Source organism: Streptomyces sp. NPDC097640 (assembly GCF_040302705.1).
GTDB lineage: Bacteria > Actinomycetota > Actinomycetes > Streptomycetales > Streptomycetaceae > Streptomyces.
Genome location: NZ_JBEOSB010000004.1, coordinates 216,135 through 235,768, shown reverse-complemented (window position 1 = coordinate 235,768; position 19,634 = coordinate 216,135). Strand labels below are relative to the sequence as shown.

Sequence of the window (19,634 nt, the reverse complement as noted above, 5' to 3'; positions counted from 1 at the left end):
GGCCGGGTGCCCCTCATATGCCCAGCGCCGCCTTCATCACCGACTTGGCGATCGGCCCGGCCAGGCCGCCGCCGGAGATGTCGGCGCGGGCCGCGCCGCTGTCCTCGACCGCCACCGCGACCGCGACCTGATGGCCCTGCCCGTCAGCCGCGTAACTCACAAACCACGCGTACGGGTTCGCGCTGTTGTTCTCGCCGTGCTGCGCGGTGCCGGTCTTGCCGCCGACCGTCACCCCGGGGATCTGTGCGCTGGTGCCGGTGCCCCGCTCCACCACCGTCGTCATCGCGGACCGCAGCTGCGAGGCCGTGGACGACGACATGGCCCGGCTGTACGCGGCCGGCTCGGTCCGCTCCAGGGTGCCCCCGCTGCCGTCGGTGGTGCGGTCGACCAGATACGGCTTCATCAGGGTGCCGCCGTCCGCGATGGCCGCGGAGACCATGGCCATCTGGAGCGGGGTCGCGGTGACGTCGAACTGGCCCATGCCGCTCAGGGCGGTCTGCGAGGCGTCCATGCCGCTGGGGTAGACGCTCTTGGCGGCGCGCACCGGGATGTCCAGCTTGGAGTCGTCGAAGCCCAGCTTCTTCGCCTGGGCCGCGACCTTGGTCTGCCCCAGGTCGACCGCCATCTTCGCGAAGACCGTGTTGCAGGAGTACTGGAGCGCGGTGCGTATCGTCGCGTTCTTGCAGGGGGCCGACGCGCTCTCGTTGGTCATGTCGGTGACCGTGCCGGGCAGCCGATACGGGTCGGGGCTCTTCGTCGGCTCGTCCACGGAGCCGTAGAGCCCGTCCTCCAGCGCCGCCGCGGCGACGACCAGCTTGAAGGCCGAGCCCGGCGGATACGTCTGGCGCAGCGCGCGGTTGAGCATCGGCTGCTTCTCGTCCTTCTGAAGCGCGTTCCACGCCTTCTGGTCGGCGGCGGAGGAGCCCGCGAAGGTGCCGGGGTCGTAGGAGGGGGTGCTGGCCAGGGCGAGGACCTTCCCCGTCTTCGGGTCGATGGCCACGACGGCGCCGGTCTTGCTGCCGAGCCCCTCGTACGCGGCCTTCTGCGCGGCGGGGTCGATGGTGGTGAGCACATCGCCCGCCTTGGCCCGCTGCCGGGTCAGCAGCTGGTCGGGGCCGGCCAGCCGGGAGTCCGAGCCGTCCAGCACGCCCCGGTCGAGCGCCTCCAGCTGGGTGGTGCCGTAGGTCTGCGAGGCGTAGCCGGTGACCGGTGCGTACAGCTCGCCGTCGGTGTACGTCCGCTTGTACTTCAGGTCGCCGGTGGTGGCGGCGGAGCCGGTGACCGGCTTGCCGCCGACCAGGATGTCGCCGAGGGGCCCGGAGTACTCCTTGATGGCCACGCGCGGGTTGTGGGTGTTGTCGTCGAGGCTGTGGGCCCTGGCCACCTGGATCCAGGTGGCCCAGATGAGCAGGGCCAGCACGAGCAGCAGGCTGAACACGGAGGCGTGTCGCAGCGGCTTGTTCATGGTGGCGGTGCTCCTTCCGGGACGTACGAGCGGATAACTCCCGGATCGGCGCTTTTGGTTCCCGGCTGTGACCCCGCACACACGCGAAGCGCCCCCGCCGCCCTCGGCTGAGGGGGCGGGGGCGCTTCGGCACCGGCTGGGTGGTCAGCCCTGGGGCAGGGCCGCCAACTGGGCGGTGATCCGGGCGATGTCGGCCTCGGCGGTCGACTGCCGGCCCCGGATCTTCTCCACGACGTGGTCGGGCGCCTTGGCCAGGAAGGCCTCGTTGTTCAGCTTCGCCGTGGTCTGGGCCTTGTCCTTCTCGGCTGCGGCGAGGTCCTTGGCGAGCCGCTTGCGCTCGGCCTCGACGTCGATCGCGCCGGACAGGTCGAGAGCCACGGTCGCGCCCGCGACCGGCAGCGAGGCGGTGGCGGTGAAGTCCTCACCGGCCGGCTGGAGCCTCAGCAGCGCGCGCATGGCGTCCTCGTGGACCGCCAGCGGGGTGCCGGACAGGTCGAGGCGCGCCGGGACCTTCTGGCCGGGCTGGAGGCCCTGGTCGGCACGGAACCTGCGGACCTCGGTGACCACCTGCTGGACGGTGGTGATCTCCTGCTCGGCGGCGGCGTCGCGGAAGCCGCTGTCCCGCGGCCAGTCGGCGATGACCAAGGACTCCCGGCCGGTGAGCGCGGTCCACAGCTTCTCGGTGACGAACGGGACGACCGGGTGCAGCAGCCGCAGCATCACGTCCAGAACCTCGCCGAGCACCCGCCGGGACGCGTCGGCCGCCTCGCCGCCCTGCGCGAAGGTGGTCTTGGACAGCTCGACATACCAGTCGAAGACCTCGTCCCACGCGAAGTGGTAGAGGGAGTCCGACAACTTGGCGAACTGGTAGTCCTCGTAGTACGCGTCGACCTCGGCGACCACCGTGTTCAGCCGGGACAGGATCCAGCGGTCGGCCGCGGACAGCCGCTCGGGGGCGGGCAGTTCGCCCTCGACCGTCGCGCCGTTCATCAGCGCGAAGCGCGTGGCGTTCCAGATCTTGTTGGCGAAGTTGCGGGACGCCTGGACCCAGTCCTCGCCGATCGGCACGTCCACGCCGGGGTTGGCGCCCCGGGCGAGGGTGAAGCGGACCGCGTCCGAGCCATACTGGTCCATCCAGTCCAGGGGGTTGACCGCGTTCCCGAAGGACTTGGACATCTTCTTGCCGAACTGGTCGCGCACCATGCCGTGCAGGGCGATGGTGTGGAACGGCGGGGTGCCGTCCATCGCGTACAGGCCGAACATCATCATCCGGGCGACCCAGAAGAACAGGATGTCGTAGCCGGTGACCAGGACCGAGTTCGGATAGAACTTCCGCAGGCTGCCGGTGTCCTGCGGCCAGCCGAGCGTGGAGAACGGCCACAGGCCCGAGGAGAACCAGGTGTCCAGGACGTCGCTGTCCTGGTGCCAGCCCTCGCCGGACGGCGGCTGCTCGTCCGGTCCGACGCACACGACCTCGCCGTTCGGCCCGTACCAGACCGGGATCCGGTGGCCCCACCACAGCTGGCGCGAGATGCACCAGTCGTGGAGGTTGTCGACCCAGTCGAAGTAGCGCTTGGCCATGTCCTCCGGGTGGATCTTCACCCGGCCGTCGCGGACCGCGTCGCCCGCGGCCTTGGCCAGCGGGCCGACCTTGACCCACCACTGCATGGACAGCCGCGGCTCGATGGTCGTCTTGCAGCGCGAGCAGTGGCCGACGGAGTGGACGTACGGCCGCTTCTCGGCCACGATCCGGCCGTCGGCGCGCAGCGCGCCGACGATGGCGCTGCGCGCCTCCAGCCGGTCCAGGCCCTGGAAGGGGCCGTGGGCGGTGATGACCGCGTGCTCGTCCATGACGGTCAGGCTCGGCAGCCCGTGGCGCTGGCCGATCTCGAAGTCGTTCGGGTCATGGGCCGGGGTCACCTTGACCGCGCCGGTGCCGAACTCCGGGTCGACGTGCTCGTCGGCGACGACCGGGATGCGGCGGCCGGTGAGCGGCAGCTCGATCTCGGTGCCGATCAGGTGGCGGTAGCGCTCGTCGTCGGGGTGGACGGCGACCGCGGTGTCACCGAGCATCGTCTCGGCGCGGGTCGTGGCCACGACGATCGAGGCGTCGCCCTCCCCGTAACGGATCGAGACCAGCTCGCCGTCGTCGTCCTGGTACTCCACCTCGATGTCGGAGATGGCCGTCAGACAGCGCGGGCACCAGTTGATGATCCGCTCGGCGCGGTAGATCAGCTCGTCGTCGTAGAGCTTCTTGAAGATGGTCTGGACGGCCTTGGACAGCCCCTCGTCCATGGTGAAGCGCTCGCGGTTCCAGGCGACGCCGTCGCCCAGGCGCCTCATCTGGCCGGAGATCTGCCCACCGGACTCCGCCTTCCACTGCCACACCCGCTCGACGAACGCCTCGCGGCCCAGGTCATGGCGGGAGACGCCCTCCTTGGCCAGCTCACGCTCCACCACGTTCTGTGTGGCGATGCCCGCGTGGTCCATACCGGGCTGCCACAGCGTCTCGAAGCCCTGCATGCGCTTGCGCCGCGTGAGCGCATCGATGATGGTGTGCTCGAAGGCATGGCCGAGGTGCAGGGAGCCGGTGACGTTGGGCGGGGGGATGACGATGGTGTAGGGCTCTTTGCCGCTGTTCTCGTCCGCCTCGAAGTAACCGCGCTCTACCCAGCGCTCGTACAGCTGCCCCTCTACATCGGCCGGCGCGTACTGGGTCGGCAGTTCGGGGTGGCTGTTGGGCCCGCTGTCGGGGCGCTGCTGAGAGTTCTCGGTCACGACCGCAGTCTAAAGGGCCGCGGCACTCCGTTACGAACCCGTTGTGCCCCCGCCGCAAAGGGAGGCCAACGCGTCAGGAAGGATGTTGCGCACCTGTCATGGGCATCGAAGAGAGGGCACGATGAGCTACCACCAGCCGCCGCCGCAGCCCGGCCCCTACGGGGCGCAGCCGGGTCCGTACGGCGCCGGCCAGCCGCCCGTGCCCAATAATCCCTACACCCAGCAGCCGGGCTACGGCTATCCGCAGCAGCCGGCCCCGCCGGGCGGCTACGGCGGCCCCGGTACGTACGGCGGCTACGGCGCGCCGGGCCCCTATGGCCAGCCGAATCCGTACGCCCAGCCGCCGCAGCAGCAGGCACCGCCCCCACAGCAGACGCAGGGACCCGGCTACGGCTACCCGCAGCAGCCGGCCCCACCCGCCGGCGGCCGCCGCAAGGGCAGGGCCGTGGGTATCACGGTGGCCGCGCTCGTCGCCCTGGGGGCCGCGGGCGGCGGGGCCTACTTCCTGCTCGGCGGCGACGACGGGCCGTACAAGCTGACCACCCCCAAGACGGTCGCCGGTGACTATCAGCGCCAGGGGGCCGGCACCAACGAGAACGACCTGTCCGAGGCCGGCAAGAAGGACCTCCAGCAGGTGCCGGTCGTCGAGGATCCGCATCTGGTGGCGGCCGACTACCAGTCCGCGGGGAAGAACATGATGAAGTTCACCGGGGTCTGGGGCAAGGTGACCGACCCCAAGCGAGGGGCGGACCTGGCCCTGGCGGTCATCGTCAAGGCGCTTCAGGACAACGGCACGGCGCAGCCTCAGGGCAGCGCCCAGGAGTTCTCCCCCGACGGCTTCGACGGGGACGTCCTGAAGTGCCAGGCGCTGAAGTTCACCGCGGATCAGGGATCCGTACAGGCGCCCGCGTGCGTCTGGGGCGACAAGGACACCTTGGGCATCACCGTGATGGTGGACCCGGCGGCCGCGGTCCTGGGCGGCGGCATGTCGCTGAAGGACGCCGCCGAACTCACCGTCAAGGTGCGCGACGACGCGCGCGTCCAAATAGACAGCTAGCAACAACCGGCAACAAAGCGAAGGACAGACATGAGCTACAACCAGCCGGGCCCGTACGGCCAGCAGCCCCAGCAGCCGGGTCCCTACGGGCAGGGCGGCGCGGCCGGACAGCCCGGCTACGGCTACCCGCAGCAGCCCCCGCAGCAGGGCGGCGGCTACGGCCAGCCGAACCCGTACAGCCAGCCGCAGCCGCCGCAGCCCCAGCCCGGGTACGGCTACCCGGGGCAGCAGCCCGCCGCCCCCTACGGCCAGCAGCCCCAGCAGCCGTACGGGCAGCCGGGCATGCCCGGGCCGTACCAGCCGACGCCCCCGCCGAGCGGCGGCAACAAGAAGGGCCTGGCGATAGCCATCGGCGCGGTGGTCGTGGTGGCCGCGGTGGTCGGCGGGTTCCTGCTGTTCAACAACAACAAGGACGACGACAAGGGCGGCAAGGGCGGCGGCAAGAACGTCGTCGCCGACGACGGCAAGCGCTACAAGCTGACCACGCCCGAGACGGTGGCCGGCGAGTACACCAAGGACCCCTCCGGCAACAGCGACGGGCTCAGCGAGAGCGACAAGGCCGACTTCGAGAAGCTCGGCGTCAAGAACGCGGAGTCCGTCAGCGGCGGCTACAAGGCCGGATCGGGCGTGAGCCAGAAGGTCCTGAGCCTCAACGGTCTGTGGGGCACGATCGACAACCCCCAGGCCGTGGTGGACGGCGCCTTCGCGAAGATCTCGCAGGAGGCCCAGAAGGACTCCAGCGTCGGCAGCGGCGGCAAGGCCGAGCTCGAGGGCAGCCCGCAGCAGGTCACCCCGGCCGGTCTGGACGACGCCGTGATGAAGTGCCAGAACGTGAAGTTCACCGGCACCACCGAGGCCACCAAGAGCTTCACCATCCCGCTGTGCATGTGGGCCGACCACAGCACCGTCGGCTATGTGGTCGTCTCCGACGTGTCGGCCGCGCTCTCCGGCGGGGGGATGTCGATCGACACCGCCGCCGACATCACCGCGAAGGTCCGCAAGGACGCCCGCGTGGAGATCAAGTAGCGGCCCGCACAGCGAAGTTCACAGGCGCAGCCCGGAGGGGGACCCCCACACGATGAGCTACAACCAGCCGCCGCCGCAGCCCGGCCCTTACGGCGGGGGCCAGACGGGCCCCAACCCGTACGGAGGCGGTCAGCCCAACCCGTACGGCGGGGCGCAGCAACCGACCGCGGAGCCCAATCCGTACGCACAGCAGCCGGGCTACGGCTACCCCCAGCAGCAGCCGCAGCCGCAGCCGCAGCCGCAGCAAGGCTACGGCTATCCCCAGCAGCCGACCGCCCCTTACGGCCAGCCCCAGGCGCCCTTCCCGGGGCCCGCGGCGCCCGCCGGGGGACGCAACAAGACCAAGATCATCGCGATCTCGGCGGCCGGTCTGGTGGTGATCGGTGCGATCGTCACCGGCGCCGTGGTGCTCAGCCAGGGCGAGGACAAGCCCAAGGCGATGAAGCTGGTCGCCCCCAAGTCGCTGGACGACGGCACGTACACCCTGGACAAGGGCACCAAGGACCTCGAGAACGAGGGCACCAGCGTGCAGGACAGCATGCCCGACGGCGCCACCTCCGTCCTCGCCCAGTACACGCGCTCCGACGACTCGAACTCGGGGCTGGCCTACTCCGGTGTGTACGGGGAGTTCAGCGACCCCGACAAGGTCCGCGACGAGATGTTCAAGGGCTTCACGGGCGGCGACGCCTCCCCGACGGTCGAAAAGAAGCGCAAGACGTTCCACCCCGAGGGCGAGAACGGGCCGAGCATAGAGTGCGAGGTCGTCAAGATGTACGACCGGATCTACGCCCCTGCCTGCGCCTGGGCCGAGAAGACGGACGCGGCCATGGTGCTGGACATCAACGGGGAGAGCACGACCGTGGACGACGCCGACATGGAGGCGTTCGCTGAGGTGACCGCGGGCATCTACAAGGACACCCGCAAACCCGCCTGAGCGGCGCGCTGACGCCGTACGACGCGAGGAGGGCCCCGGGGGGATTCCCCAGGGCCCTCCTCGCGTCTGTGGCGCCTTCCAGCGCCTTGCCGCGCGGCCTCGGCCCTACGCGCTCTTCTCGTGGCGCTCGCCCGGCTCGCTGCCGCGGGAGCGCGGCACCAGGGTCGGGTTGACGTTGGAGTGGACGACGTCCTCGGTGATGACGACGCGGGCGACGTCCTTGCGGGACGGCACCTCGTACATCGCCGACATCAGGACCTCTTCGATGATGGCGCGCAGACCGCGCGCGCCGGTGCCGCGCAGGATCGCCTGGTCGGCGATGGCCTCCAGGGCCGGGCGGTCGAAGTGCAGCTCCACACCGTCGAGTTCGAAGAGCCGCTGGTACTGCTTCACCAGCGCGTTCCGCGGCTCGACGAGGATCTGGAGCAGCGCCTCGCGGTCCAGGTTGTGGACGGAGGTGATGACCGGGAGGCGGCCGATGAACTCCGGGATCATCCCGAACTTCACCAGGTCCTCCGGCATGACCTCCTGGAACTGGTCGCTGGCCTCGATCTCGCGCTTGGAGCGGATCGTGGCGCCGAAGCCGATGCCCTTGGCGCCGGCCCGCGACTCGATGATCTTCTCCAGACCGGCGAAGGCGCCGCCCACGATGAACAGCACATTCGTGGTGTCGATCTGGATGAACTCCTGGTGCGGGTGCTTACGGCCGCCCTGCGGGGGCACCGAGGCCGTGGTGCCCTCCAGGATCTTCAGCAGCGCCTGCTGCACGCCCTCGCCGGAGACATCACGGGTGATCGAGGGGTTCTCGCTCTTGCGGGCCACCTTGTCGATCTCGTCGATGTAGATGATGCCCGTCTCGGCCTTCTTGACGTCGTAGTCGGAGGCCTGGATCAGCTTCAGGAGGATGTTCTCCACGTCCTCGCCGACATAGCCCGCCTCGGTGAGCGCGGTGGCGTCGGCGATCGCGAAGGGGACGTTGAGCATCCGGGCGAGGGTCTGCGCCAGCAGGGTCTTGCCGGAGCCGGTCGGGCCGAGCAGCAGGATGTTGGACTTCGCCAACTCGATGCCGTCGTCGCGGTTGTGGGCGCTGTTCTCGCCGGCCTGGACCCGCTTGTAGTGGTTGTAGACGGCGACGGAAAGCGCCTTTTTCGCGGCCTCCTGGCCGACGACATAGCCCTCGAGGAACTCGTAGATCTCGCGCGGCTTGGGGAGTTCCTCCCAGCGCACCTCGGAGGTCTCGGCGAGCTCTTCCTCGATGATCTCGTTGCAGAGATCGATGCACTCATCGCAGATGTACACACCCGGGCCCGCGATGAGCTTCTTCACCTGCTTCTGGCTCTTCCCGCAGAACGAGCACTTGAGCAGGTCGCCGCCGTCACCGATGCGTGCCACGAGGTGATTCCCCTTCGCCTTGGATCCGCTTTGTTCAGCCGAATCCGGGTGCTTGCGCTGCGCTTTCTGCTTCTGTTACCGGGGGCGGACCCCAGCCCCCTATGACGGTACCTTGCTCAGGGCCCCGTTCGGGCCCCCCTTGGCGCTACTGGATACAAGGGGGGCGCCGATACCGGAGTTCAGCCCAGGCCCACCGAGGTCTTGCGGGTCGAGACGATCTGGTCGATCAGACCGTACGACAGCGATTCCTCGGCCGTGAGGATCTTGTCCCGCTCGATGTCGTCGCGGATCTTCTCGATCGGCGTCGTGGAGTGCTTGGCCAGCATTTCCTCGAGCTGCGAACGCATCCGCAGGATCTCGTTGGCCGCGATCTCCAGGTCGGAGACCTGACCGCGCCCGGTCTCGCTGTACGGCTGGTGGATCAGCACGCGGGCGTTCGGCAGCGCCATCCGCTTGCCGGGCGTGCCGGCGGAGAGCAGCACAGCCGCGGCGGAGGCCGCCTGGCCCATGCAGACCGTCTGGATGTCGGGCTTCACGAACTGCATGGTGTCGTAGATGGCGGTCAGCGCGGTGAACGAGCCGCCGGGCGAGTTGATGTAGATCGAGATGTCACGGTCCGGGTCCATCGACTCCAGGCACAGCAGCTGCGCCATGACGTCGTTGGCGGAGGCGTCGTCGATCTGCACGCCGAGGAAGATCACGCGCTCTTCGAAGAGCTTCGCGTACGGGTCGTACTCCCGGATGCCCTGGGAGGTCCGCTCGACGAAGCGCGGTACGACATAGCGGGCCTCGGCCTGCGGGCCGTCGTGGCGGGCGTACAGGTCCCTGCCGGGGAAGTTCTGGGTGTTCACATGCACCGTCCTGGTGATGAGCAGTGGGCTGGGTCGGCTGGGAGCGGGCGGCTCACGCCCCGGTGCCACCGCCGCCCGGGATGTGTGCCGCGGAGGCGATGACCTCGTCGACCAGGCCGTACGCCTTGGCTTCCTCGGCCGAGAACCAGCGGTCGCGGTCGGAGTCGCGAGTGATCTGCTCAACGGTCTGGCCGGTGTGGAAGGCGGTGAGGTCGGCCATCTTCTTCTTCGTACGCAGCAGCTGCTCGGCGTGGATCTTGATGTCCGACGCGGAGCCCGCCAGGCCCGCGGACGGCTGGTGGATCAGGATCTCGGCGTTCGGCAGCGCGAAGCGCTTGCCGGGGGTGCCCGCGCTCAGCAGGAACTGGCCCATCGAGGCGGCGAGGCCCATGGCGATGGTGATCACGTCGTTCTTGATGTACTGCATGGTGTCGTAGATCGCCATGCCGGCCGTGATCGAGCCGCCCGGAGAGTTGATGTAGAGGTTGATGTCCTTGTCGGGCTCCGCGGCGAGCAGCAGCAGCTGCGCGGTGATCTTGTTGGCGATGTCGTCGTCGACCGGCTGGCCGAGGAAGATGATCCGCTCACCGAGCAGCCGGTTGTAGACCTGGTCGCCGAGGCCTCCGAAGGTCGGCTCGCCGGCGGCGGAAGGCATCGTATTCGTCACGTATCCACCTGCTCGTCTCTGACGGCGACTGGCCGTCTCAGCGTCTTCTTCTGGGACGCGGGGGGCGTAACCGCCGGTACGCTCCGGCGGGCTCGTGGGACTCCCCTGCCCTCGTATCTACGGACCCTAACGCGCTGGTCGGCGGGCGCCATCCCGCATCAGGAACTGTTCGCTCTGAGCGCAGGTTCCTGCCGGTCGCGTGGGTGTGCGGGGCATGGGCACGGGGTCGCGCCGCGGAATTCCCGCGAGGCGCCTCCCAGGGGCCGTCACGGGGCCGTGGAACCACGAACGGGCCCGGACGCGCTCAGACGTTCGGGCCCGCTCGTACGGGCTTTCAGAGGGCGGCGGGGCGATCAGCCCTCGGCCTTCTCCCCACCCTTGTCGGCCTTGTCGGCCTCTTCGGCCTTCTCGGCCTCGGCAGCCGGCTCCTCGGCGGCGGCCTCGACGGCCTCGACGGTCTCGCCCGTCTCGTCCTCGTCGTCCAGGTCGACGGTCTCACCCTTGTCGTCGACGACCTTCGCGGCCTCGACCACGACCGCCAGGGCCTTGCCCCGGGCGACCTCGCCCACGAGCATCGGCACCTGGCCGCCCTCGACCACGGCCTGGGCGAACTGGTCCGGGCTCATGCCGGAGGACTGCGCACGGCGCATCAGGTGCTCGGTGAGCTCCTCCTGGCCGACGGACAGCTTCTCCTTGTTGACCAGCTCGTCGAGCACGAACTGGGTCTTGATGCCCTTCTCGGCCTGCTCCTTGAGCTCGGCCTCGAACTCCTCGGCCGTCTTCTCCTGCATCTCCAGGTAGGCGTCCAGGGTCAGACCCATCTGGCCGAGCTGGTGGTGCTCCAGGTTGTGCTTGCGGGTCTGGATCTCGTCCTCGAGGAGCTTCTCGGGGATCGGGACCTCGACCAGCTCCAGGAGGGCGTCGAGCACCTTCTCCTGGGCCTGGGTGGCCTGGTCGAACTTCTTCGACTGCTCCAGGCGCCGGCGGGTGTCGCCGCGCAGCTCCTCGAAGGTGTCGAACTCGCTGGCCAGCTGAGCGAAGTCGTCGTCCAGCTCGGGCAGCTCGCGGGCCTTGACCTCGGAGACCTTGACGGTGACCTCGGCCTCCTGGCCCTTGGCGGAACCGCCCTTGAGCTCGGAGGTGAAGGTGGCGGAGCCGCCGGCCTCCAGGCCGGTGACCGCCTCGTCGATGCCCTCGAGCAGCTCGCCGGAGCCGATCGTGTAGTTGACGCCGGTGGCGACGCCGTCCTCGAGGACCTCGCCCTCCACCTTGGCCTCGAGGTCGACGACCACGATGTCGCCCTCGGCGGCGGCACGCTCGACCGCGCTGGTGGTGGCGAAGCGGTCGCGCAGCTGTTCGACGGCCTTGTCGATGTCCTCGTCCGAGACCTCGACGGAGTCGACGGTGACCTCGATGCCGGAGTAGTCCGGGATCTCGATCGCCGGGCGGATGTCCACCTCGGCGGTGAAGGCCAGCAGCTCGTTGTCCTTGAGCTCGGTGATGTCGACCTCGGGCTGGCCGAGCGGGTTCAGCTCACCCTCGTTGACCGCATCGGTGTAGAACTTCGGGAGCGCGTCGTTGACGGCCTCCTCCAGCACCGCGCCACGGCCGAAGCGCTGGTCGATCACACGGGCCGGGATCTTGCCCTTGCGGAAGCCGGGCACCGTGACCTGCTGGTTGATCTTCTTGTACGCCGCGTCGAGGCTGGGCTTGAGCTCCTCGAAGGGCACCTCGACAGTGAGCCGAACCCGAGTCGGGTTCAGGGTCTCCACGGCGCTCTTCACGGTTCGGTCTCCTTGGGGCTGACTTCTTTGGGTTCTGCTGCGTTGCTGTGATGCGTTTCAGCGGATCGCGCCCGGTTAGAGAAAGTCACAGACGCGCAGCTTGCATAGTAACCGCACGCATGACGCGGCCCACAATGCGATCTTGCGCTTGTGGTGATCGTGAGTGGTCGGGGTGGCCGGATTCGAACCGACGACCTTCCGCTCCCAAAGCGGACGCGCTACCAAGCTGCGCCACACCCCGCCGGTGCGACACGTAGGGTACATGCCCGCGCGGGCCCCGGCTGCCGGTTTTCCGACTGGTGGGCAAGGGTGTGCGGGATACGGCGCGGACCCGCTACGATGCTTCCCGTGCCGCGGGTCGAGCGATCACGCTCGGCGGCCGCGCCCGGGACATCCGGCGGGGCGGCGGCGCAGGCGGGCGTAGCTCAATGGTAGAGCCCCAGTCTTCCAAACTGGCTACGCGGGTTCGATTCCCGTCGCCCGCTCCATGGCTCGCGGCCCGGTTCAGGGGATTCCCCAGTGCCGGGCCGTTCGCGTTTCCCGGGACCCGCCTCGCCCTTGGGACCCGTCTTCCGGGTCCCGGCGGCTCCGCGGGTCGGAGGCGCTGACGGATCAGAGGTCGATTTCGCTGATCGAGCGCGAGATCGAGTCGAGGAAGTCCTGGATGTTCGGCGCCAGGTCGGACGAGGCGAGTAGGAACCCGAAGAGCGCCGCCACAAGAGCGGGCCCCCACTTGATCTTGCCGCTGCGGACCATCAGCACAAGGATGATCCCCACCAGCACCACCAAAGACACTGTTATGACCACGACTGATCACACACCCTCGGTCGCTCCGCATCTCTCCGGCCCCGGAAGCACGCGACCTCGCACACCCCCGCGGCACCATCGTGCCATCAACTGCCGCCGCACTGGAGCCGCGTGACGCAACCGTCGGCCCGTCGGTCCGCACCTCACCTACCCACCGAAGCGGTCCGGGACGAGCCGGGAGAGGGTGACGCGGCCCACAATTCGACGACTTGCCCGACGATCAGAATTGGCCTTGATCACATAGTCTGGCGAGAAATTCCAAATTACCGGCGAGACCGTTCCGGCGGCGCAGCGCATAACGACAAAGCGCCAATGAACCAGACATTCCGCCAGAGCCGCTTGCGGGGCATATGTCGCCATTTAAGCTGGATGAAACCCGACAGATCGGGCGCGCTTGGGCCGCCGCGGCGAACACGGGGATCGCTTTGTCGACTTACCCCCGAGAAGTATCTGTGCAGGCCATGTATGTGATAGGCAACAAAGCACTGAACGAGGTTTTACGCAATAGAGGTTTCGGGGCTATCGTGCCTCAGATGTTCCACACTGCCATCACTCCCCGGCGCGCAGTGTGGTCCCGGGTTCTCTCCCCCAGCTCCTGGTGGGAGGGCCTGTGACCAACTCCCTGCGCCCGCACGGTTTTCAGCGGGCCCCGCTCCCCCCGGCCCGGGAGGCGGAGCCCACTCCCCCCACACCGCACAGCGACACAGCAGGGCATCAGACGGGTCCACCGACCGCTTCGAACGGGCCCAAGCCCAAGCAGCGGGACGCGTTCTTCGACAACGCGAAGTACCTCGCGATCGTCCTGGTCGCCATGGGCCACGCGTGGGAGCCGCTCACCGACGGGAGCCGCACCGCCAGAGCGCTCTACATGACCGTCTACTCGCTCCATATGCCGGCGTTCATCCTCATCTCCGGCTACTTCTCGCGCAGCTTCGACATGCGGCCCGACCGGCTCAAGCGGCTGATCACCGGAATCGCGGTGCCGTATCTGATCTTCGAGATCGCGTACACCTTCTTCAAGCGCTGGGCGGACGACGACCCCACCTTCGACTTCAGCCTGCTGGACCCCTGGTATCTGACCTGGTTCCTGATCGCGCTGTTCGTCTGGCGGATGACCACCCCGATCTGGAAGATCATCCGCTGGCCCATCCCGCTCTCGCTGGCCATCGCGACGCTCGCCTCGGTCTCCCCCGACATCGGTGACGACCTCGATCTCCAGCGGGTGCTCCAGTTCCTGCCGTTCTTCGTGATCGGGCTGCACATGAAGCCGGAGCACTTCCAGCTGATGCGCGGGCGCCGGGCGCGGATCCTGGCGCTGCCGGTGCTGGCCTCCGCGTTCGTGTTCGCCTACTGGGCGGGCCCGCGGATGAACAAGGCGTGGTTCTACCGCCGCGACAGCGTCCAGGAACTGGCCGCGCCGCCGTGGACCGGGCCCGTGATGACCCTCGCGATGTTCGGCTGCTCGATGGTGCTGGTCGCCTGCTTCTTCGCCTGGGTGCCGCGGCGGCGGATGTGGTTCACCGCCCTGGGCGCCGGGACCCTGTACGGCTATCTGCTGCACGGCTTCCTCGCCAAGGGCTCCCGCTTCTGGGGCTGGTACGACGACAACCCGTGGGTGAACAAGCCGCTGGGTGAGATCGCGGTGACCGTGATCGCCGCGGCGGTGATCACCGCGCTCTGCACACCACCCGTGCAGCGCGTGTTCCGCTTCGCGATGGAGCCGAAGATGGCCTGGGCCTTCCGCAAGGACCCGGCCGAGCGGGCCCGGAAGCGCACCACCCCGGCGGCCTGACCGCCCGACCCGAGCGCACGACGGAAGACCGCGCCGGGGCCGTGTACGACGGCCCCGGCGCGGTCTTCGCCGTTTCGCCGGCCTGTTTCAGGCCCCTGCCTCTCGCCGGTCAGTGGCCGCGGCGGAGCACCGCCCGGGCGGGCAGCGCCGTCGCCAGCAGGCCGAGGGCCAGCGCGGCGCCCGCGAAGCCCGCGTACGTCAGCGGCGGGAGGTACGGGCCCTCGCCGGTCAGGCCGCGCGCCATCGGGACGAGTGTGGCCAGCGCGATCGCCGTGCCCAGCGCGACCCCCGCGACGACCACCAGCAGCGCCTCCCAGCGCACCATCTCCAGGACCTGCCGCCGCGTCGAGCCGATCAGCCGCAGCATGTCCAGCTCCCGTCGGCGGTCCAGCACGGTCATCACCAGCGTGTTGGCTGCGGCCACGGCGGCGAAGCCGCCCAGCACCGCGGCCATCACGGCGTTGGCCCACGCGTTGAGCTCGCTCTCCTCGTTCCGGGCGGCCGCGTAGCCGCCGGGTCCCGCGACCTCGCCGAGCGGGCCGAGCTCGGCCGCGACGGCCGCCGGGTCGGCGCCCTCGGCGTCCCGTACCAGCACATGGCTGTCGAAGGCCGAGGTCACATGGGAGGCCAGGGCCGCGCGGGGCAGAGTGATCCGGGCCAGGCCCAGCCCCCGCCCGTAGATCGCGACGACCTTGGGCGCGGCCGCCGTGCCGTCCGGGAGGCGCAGCCGGAGCCGGTCGCCGACCTTCACCCCCACCGCGGAGGCGACGTCGGCGTCCACGGCCGCCGTGCCTCGCCCCAGCGCCGCCAGGCTGCCCGTACGGACGTCGAGGTCCTGGACGGCCGCCAGGGCCCGGCCGGCCTCCGAGACGCCCTGCGCCGACTCGTTCGCCAGCCAGGCGCCGTCGCCAGAGCCTCTCGGCACCAGCACTCCGGTGCGCAGCACCCCGACCGCCGCCGCCACGCCCCGGACGGAGCCGGCGCGGGCCGTTGCGTCGGCGGGCAGTCCGACCGGCGCGGAGACGACGTGGTCGGCGACGATGCCCGCGCTCCGCTGCCCGGCGGTCGCGTGGTCCTCGCTGGTGTGCAGGAACACCAGCGTCGAGGCGAAGGCCATCGCGAGCACCAGCGGGGTGATCGCCGAGGCCAGGCGGCGGGCGTTGGCCCAGGTGTTGGCCGCGGCCAGGACGGCGGGGGCCCGGCCCGCCCGCAGCGGCAGGCCGACCAGCCAGGCGCAGCCGCGGGCGACGAACGGGCCGAGCAGCCCGACGGCCAGCATGAACAGCATCACCATGCCGAGGGCGACGTCGGCCGCGTCGTCCCCCGAGGAGGAGGCCGCCACGCCCGTCAGCACACCGCCGCCGACCAGGGCCGCGGTGCCCAGCAGCGTGCGGATCACCCCGGGGCGGAACGGCTCGGCGGCCGCCTCGCCCAGCGCCTGGCCCGGCTTGATCCGGGCCGGTCTGCGGGCGGCGGCCAGGCCCGCGAACAGCGCGGCGACCAGCCCCGCGCCGACCGCGCTGACCAGCGGGATCCAGGAGACCGAGAGCTCCACCCCGGCCGGGATCGCGCCCCGGTCCCGGAGCTGTCCGAACCACCAGTGCGCGAGCGCGATGCCGGGCAGCGTGCCGATCGCGCCCGCGAGCGGGGCGACCAGCAGCGCCTCCGTGGCGATGGACCGGCGGATCTGGCGCGGGGTGGCGCCGACCGCGCGCAGCAGCGCGATCTCGCGGCCGCGCTGGCCGACGGAGAGGGCGGCGGTCCCGGCGGTGGTGAAGATCGCGACCATGGTGGCGATCCCGCCGAAGGAACCCCCGATCCCCTCCAGCAGGTCCTTCGCCCCCGCGAGACCAGGCTCCCGGGCCGCGCCGCGCCCCTCGCCGGTGAGCACGCGTACCCCGGGCGCCGCCTTGAGGGCGCGCCCGAGGCGGTCCGCCAGCGCGGCGGGGGTCGTGCCGGGCTCCGGACGGACCAGGACGGCGTCGACGGTGGCGGGGTGGCCGGACAGGGCCCTCGCCCGGGAGTCGGTGAACCAGACGGTGGGCCCGGGGTCCGGCGCGCCGTCCGTACGGGTGATGCCGGAGACCCGGAAGCGGTGGTCGCCGTCGGCGGCGGTCAGCGTGACCTGGCCGCCCACGCCGCTGCGCGCCGCACGGGCGGCCGCCGGGTCCAGGACGACCTCGCCGTCCCGCGGGGCCGCTCCGGAGCCGAGGGCGACCCCGGTGAAGGGGGCCGAGCCCCAGCCGTGGGCGGTCAGGGCGGCGTCGCCGCCCCGGACCGGGAAGGTCAGGTCGGGCGCGGCGGCCGCGGCGCCCGGGGTGCGGGCGGCCGTGGCGACGAGCGAGGCGTCGAGCCGGACCCGGTCGGGGGCGGGCTCCGACGCCTCGCGGTTCCCCACCCGCTGGTCCGGGGCGACCACGACCGGGGCGCTCGCGTAGCGCCCGGGCGGCACCGCGGCCCGCAACCCGGTCTCCAGCAGGATCCCGCAGGCCGACACGATCGCGGCGGCCAGTATCAGGGCGATGAACGTGCCCGCGAAGGCGGCGGGCTTGAAGCGGACGGCGGCGCGGGCCAGCCCGTTGCCGAGCGGTCTCATCGGGCCGTCTCTCCGGACAAGGGCGCGCCGACGGGCGTGGTCGCCGTGCTCAGTGCGGTCGCCGTGCTCGCCGTACGGGGCGGCGCGCCGGCGGCCGCGCGGGCGGTGAGCCGGGCCATCCGGGCGGTGACCTCCTGGGCGTCGGCGCGGGCCATGCTGTCGGCGACAGAGCCGTCGTCGAGAAAGAGCACCTGGTCGGCGTAGCTCGCGGCCACGGGGTCGTGCGTGACCATGACGACGGTCGCGCCGAGCGCGTCCACGGCGTGCCGCAGCAGTCCGAGCACCTCGGCGGCGGTGCCGGTGTCCAGGGCACCGGTCGGCTCGTCGGCGAAGACCACGTCGGGGCTGGTGACGAGCGCGCGGGCGATGGCCACCCGCTGCTGCTGCCCGCCGGAGAGCATGGCCGGGCGGCGCCCGCCGTGCTCGTGCAGCCCCACCTGGGCGAGCACGGCCCGGGCCCGGGCCCGGTCGGGGCGCGCGCCCGCGAGCCGCATCGGGAGCACCACGTTCTGCTCCACGGTGAGGGAGGGCAGGAGGTTGAAGGACTGGAAGACGAAGCCGAGGCGGGTGCGGCGCAGCGCGGTGAGCTTGTTCTCGGTCATGCCGGTGATCTCCGTGCCGCCGAGGCGGACCGAGCCCGCGGTCGGCCGGTCGAGGCCGGCGGCGCACTGGAGGAAGGTCGACTTGCCGGAGCCGGAGGGGCCCATCACGGCGGTGAAGCTCCCCCGGGGGAGGGTGAGGTCGATGCCGCGCAGGGCGTGCACGGCGCGCGAGCCGCGGCCGTACTGCCGCCGCACGCCGCGCAGTTCGACGGCTGCGCCGCCCGCGTCGGCCGCGGCCTCCCCCCACTCGCCCCGACGCTCCTCGCGCCGCTCTTCGCGCCGCCTCCGCAGCCGCATGGTCTCCGCCCTTCCGAGGTGCTTGACGATGCCTCGAAACCTACGGATGGCGGGGGTTCCGCAGCCATGACGGCTGCCGCCGTTTCCGGGGTAGGGCTAGCCCCCGGCCGGGCCCCCGGCCACCGCCCGGTCCTCCCGCGCCCCGGCCGGGGCGCGCCGGGGGACGTTCCCCGGGACGCCCCGGCATGCCCTGGAACGGCCTGGAAGGGCACGGGAGGCCCCGCGAGGGTGACGCCGGGGTGACGGGAGGTCAACCGCGGGGAAAAGCCCGCACAACGCCCGTCAGCGCCCCTGGCCGTCTCCGACAGCGCCCGGAGGCCAGGAAGGGGCCCGAGGCCGGGAAGGGCGGGGCGGGGGAAGGCCCGCCTACTCGCGGCAGATGAGCAGCAGCGCCCGGTCGTCGTTGACGTCCTTGGCGACCGTCTCGATCAGGTGCCACGCCGCGCCGTGGAAGTTGCCCGCGACATAGCGGTCGGCCTCGCCGGTCAGCCGGTCGATGCCCTCGCTGATGTCGCGCTCCGCGGTCTCGACCAGGCCGTCGGTGAAGAGCATCAGGACGTCGCCGGCGCGCAGCGTGCCCTTGGTGGGGTCGAACTGGGCCCCGTCGTAGACGCCGAGGAGGGGGCCGTCGGCGGACTTCTCCTCCCACCTGCCCGTGCCCGCGCTCAGCTGGAGCGCGGGCAGATGTCCGGCCGAGAAGAGCTCGAAGTCGCCGCTGTCGAGGTCGAGCACGAGATGGATCGAGGTCGCGAAGCCCTCGTCCCAGTCCTGGCGCAGCAGATAGCCGTTGGCGGCGGGGAGGAAGCCGTGGGGCGGCAGGGAGCCGAGGAGGCCGCCGAAGGCGCCGGAGAGCAGGAGGGCACGGGAGGCCGCGTCCATGCCCTTGCCGGAGACGTCGGTGAGGACGACTTCGAGGGTGCGGCCGCCGTTCGTACGGGCCGCGACCACGAAGTCGCCCGAGAAGGACTGCCCGCCGGCCGGGCGCAGCGCCATCTCGCGGTGCCAGCCGCTGGGCAGGCTGGGCAGCTTGCTCTGGACGCGGATACGTTCGCGCAGGTCGAAGAGCATGGTGCCGCCGCGCCGCCAGGGCACTCCTACCCGGCTGCGGAACTGGGCGATGAGCAGGCCGAAGAAGCCGACGGCCGCGACGACCAGGATGGTGCCGGGGGTGACCCGGGCGGAGGTGTCCTCCTCGGTATAGGGACCGAGGACGGCGGATTCGACGATGAGGGCGGTGGCCGCCGCCCCATAGAGGGCGAGCAGGCTGGCGGGGCGCAGCACGAGGCCGCCCGCGACGATGGGCAGGACGAGGGCGGCGGGGGCGCACCAGTCGGGCTGGGCGATGGTGCCGAAGGCGATGGCGGGGACGGCGAGCAGCAGCAGGGTGAGGGCGAGCCGGTCCGAGCCGCCGCCGCGAAAGTAGTCGACTCCGGCTTTGCGCACGCCAGTGCGAGCCCGGTGCAGCGCTTTGCGCATCCGGGCCGTTGGAGTGTCTACGCCACCAGTCATTGCATCGGGACCCTACCCACCCGTTCGGACGCGCGTCGATTCGTGGCGCGTCGAACCACCCACCGGAGTGGGCAATC

14 protein-coding genes and 2 tRNA genes are annotated in these 19,634 nt (G+C 70.8%); 5 read left to right on the top strand and 11 right to left on the bottom strand.

Annotated elements, in window-relative coordinates; all coding sequences use genetic code 11:
- Positions 1-13 precede the first annotated feature (13 nt).
- On the bottom strand, positions 14-1,465 hold the full coding sequence (locus ABTY62_RS07530; RefSeq protein ID WP_352128463.1) for a peptidoglycan D,D-transpeptidase FtsI family protein: 1,452 nt from the start codon (positions 1,463-1,465) through the stop codon (positions 14-16).
- Positions 1,466-1,609: 144 nt separating this feature from the next.
- Positions 1,610-4,243: a valine--tRNA ligase gene (locus ABTY62_RS07525; RefSeq protein WP_352128462.1), complete on the bottom strand. Its 2,634-nt coding sequence runs from the start codon at positions 4,241-4,243 to the stop codon at positions 1,610-1,612.
- 121 nt (positions 4,244-4,364) lie between these two features.
- On the opposite strand from ABTY62_RS07525, the gene ABTY62_RS07520 reads away from it, so the two are divergent.
- Genes ABTY62_RS07520 through ABTY62_RS07510 form a run of 3 tightly spaced genes read left to right on the top strand, consistent with a single transcriptional unit; the run spans position 4,365 to position 7,260 of the window.
- Entirely contained in the window at positions 4,365-5,300 is a 936-nt protein-coding gene (locus ABTY62_RS07520) for a hypothetical protein (RefSeq protein ID WP_352128461.1), read from the top strand.
- Between the two features lie 30 nt (positions 5,301-5,330).
- Positions 5,331-6,326 carry a hypothetical protein gene (locus tag ABTY62_RS07515; RefSeq protein ID WP_352128460.1) on the top strand — a complete coding sequence of 332 codons (996 nt, stop codon included), beginning with the start codon at positions 5,331-5,333 and terminating at the stop codon, positions 6,324-6,326.
- 52 nt (positions 6,327-6,378) lie between these two features.
- Positions 6,379-7,260 (top strand): hypothetical protein, encoded by an 882-nt coding sequence (locus tag ABTY62_RS07510; RefSeq protein ID WP_352128459.1) that lies wholly within the window; start codon positions 6,379-6,381, stop codon positions 7,258-7,260.
- Between the two features lie 105 nt (positions 7,261-7,365).
- On the opposite strand, the gene clpX is transcribed toward ABTY62_RS07510, so the two are convergent.
- The 5 genes from clpX to ABTY62_RS07485 form a co-directional block, all read right to left on the bottom strand.
- The gene (gene clpX, locus ABTY62_RS07505) at positions 7,366-8,652 is read right to left on the bottom strand and encodes an ATP-dependent Clp protease ATP-binding subunit ClpX (RefSeq protein WP_014179676.1); all 1,287 of its coding nucleotides are present in this window, start codon (positions 8,650-8,652) and stop codon (positions 7,366-7,368) included.
- Between the two features lie 179 nt (positions 8,653-8,831).
- The gene (locus ABTY62_RS07500) at positions 8,832-9,503 is read right to left on the bottom strand and encodes an ATP-dependent Clp protease proteolytic subunit (protein ID WP_352128458.1); all 672 of its coding nucleotides are present in this window, start codon (positions 9,501-9,503) and stop codon (positions 8,832-8,834) included.
- A 52-nt stretch (positions 9,504-9,555) separates the two neighbouring features.
- Positions 9,556-10,170, bottom strand: a complete 615-nt coding sequence (locus ABTY62_RS07495; RefSeq protein ID WP_089506800.1) for an ATP-dependent Clp protease proteolytic subunit — start codon at positions 10,168-10,170, stop codon at positions 9,556-9,558.
- A 353-nt stretch (positions 10,171-10,523) separates the two neighbouring features.
- Positions 10,524-11,954 carry a trigger factor gene (gene tig / locus ABTY62_RS07490; protein ID WP_352128457.1) on the bottom strand — a complete coding sequence of 477 codons (1,431 nt, stop codon included), beginning with the start codon at positions 11,952-11,954 and terminating at the stop codon, positions 10,524-10,526.
- Positions 11,955-12,118: 164 nt separating this feature from the next.
- Positions 12,119-12,195 (bottom strand) — tRNA-Pro (locus tag ABTY62_RS07485).
- Between the two features lie 173 nt (positions 12,196-12,368).
- On the opposite strand from ABTY62_RS07485, the gene ABTY62_RS07480 reads away from it, so the two are divergent.
- Positions 12,369-12,442, top strand: a tRNA-Gly gene (locus ABTY62_RS07480).
- A 124-nt stretch (positions 12,443-12,566) separates the two neighbouring features.
- Here the strand turns inward: ABTY62_RS07480 and ABTY62_RS07475 are convergent.
- Positions 12,567-12,731, bottom strand: coding sequence for a hypothetical protein (locus tag ABTY62_RS07475; RefSeq protein WP_502997415.1), 165 nt, complete (start codon positions 12,729-12,731; stop codon positions 12,567-12,569).
- A 640-nt stretch (positions 12,732-13,371) separates the two neighbouring features.
- Between ABTY62_RS07475 and ABTY62_RS07470 the strand changes: the two genes are divergently transcribed.
- The gene (locus tag ABTY62_RS07470) at positions 13,372-14,553 is read left to right on the top strand and encodes an acyltransferase family protein (RefSeq protein ID WP_352128455.1); all 1,182 of its coding nucleotides are present in this window, start codon (positions 13,372-13,374) and stop codon (positions 14,551-14,553) included.
- A gap of 109 nt (positions 14,554-14,662) precedes the next feature.
- Here ABTY62_RS07470 and ABTY62_RS07465 read toward each other — a convergent pair whose 3' ends face one another.
- The 3 genes from ABTY62_RS07465 to ABTY62_RS07455 form a co-directional block, all read right to left on the bottom strand.
- Complete coding sequence (locus ABTY62_RS07465) at positions 14,663-17,149, bottom strand: ABC transporter permease (RefSeq protein ID WP_352128454.1); 2,487 nt, start codon at positions 17,147-17,149, stop codon at positions 14,663-14,665.
- The gene (locus ABTY62_RS07460) at positions 17,146-18,048 is read right to left on the bottom strand and encodes an ABC transporter ATP-binding protein (protein ID WP_352128453.1); all 903 of its coding nucleotides are present in this window, start codon (positions 18,046-18,048) and stop codon (positions 17,146-17,148) included. The genes ABTY62_RS07465 and ABTY62_RS07460 overlap by 4 nt, the downstream gene beginning before the upstream one ends.
- Before the next feature lie 366 nt (positions 18,049-18,414).
- A complete protein-coding gene (locus tag ABTY62_RS07455) occupies positions 18,415-19,557 on the bottom strand; it encodes a SpoIIE family protein phosphatase (RefSeq protein ID WP_352128452.1) in 1,143 nt (380 codons plus the stop codon).
- Positions 19,558-19,634: the final 77 nt, after the last annotated feature.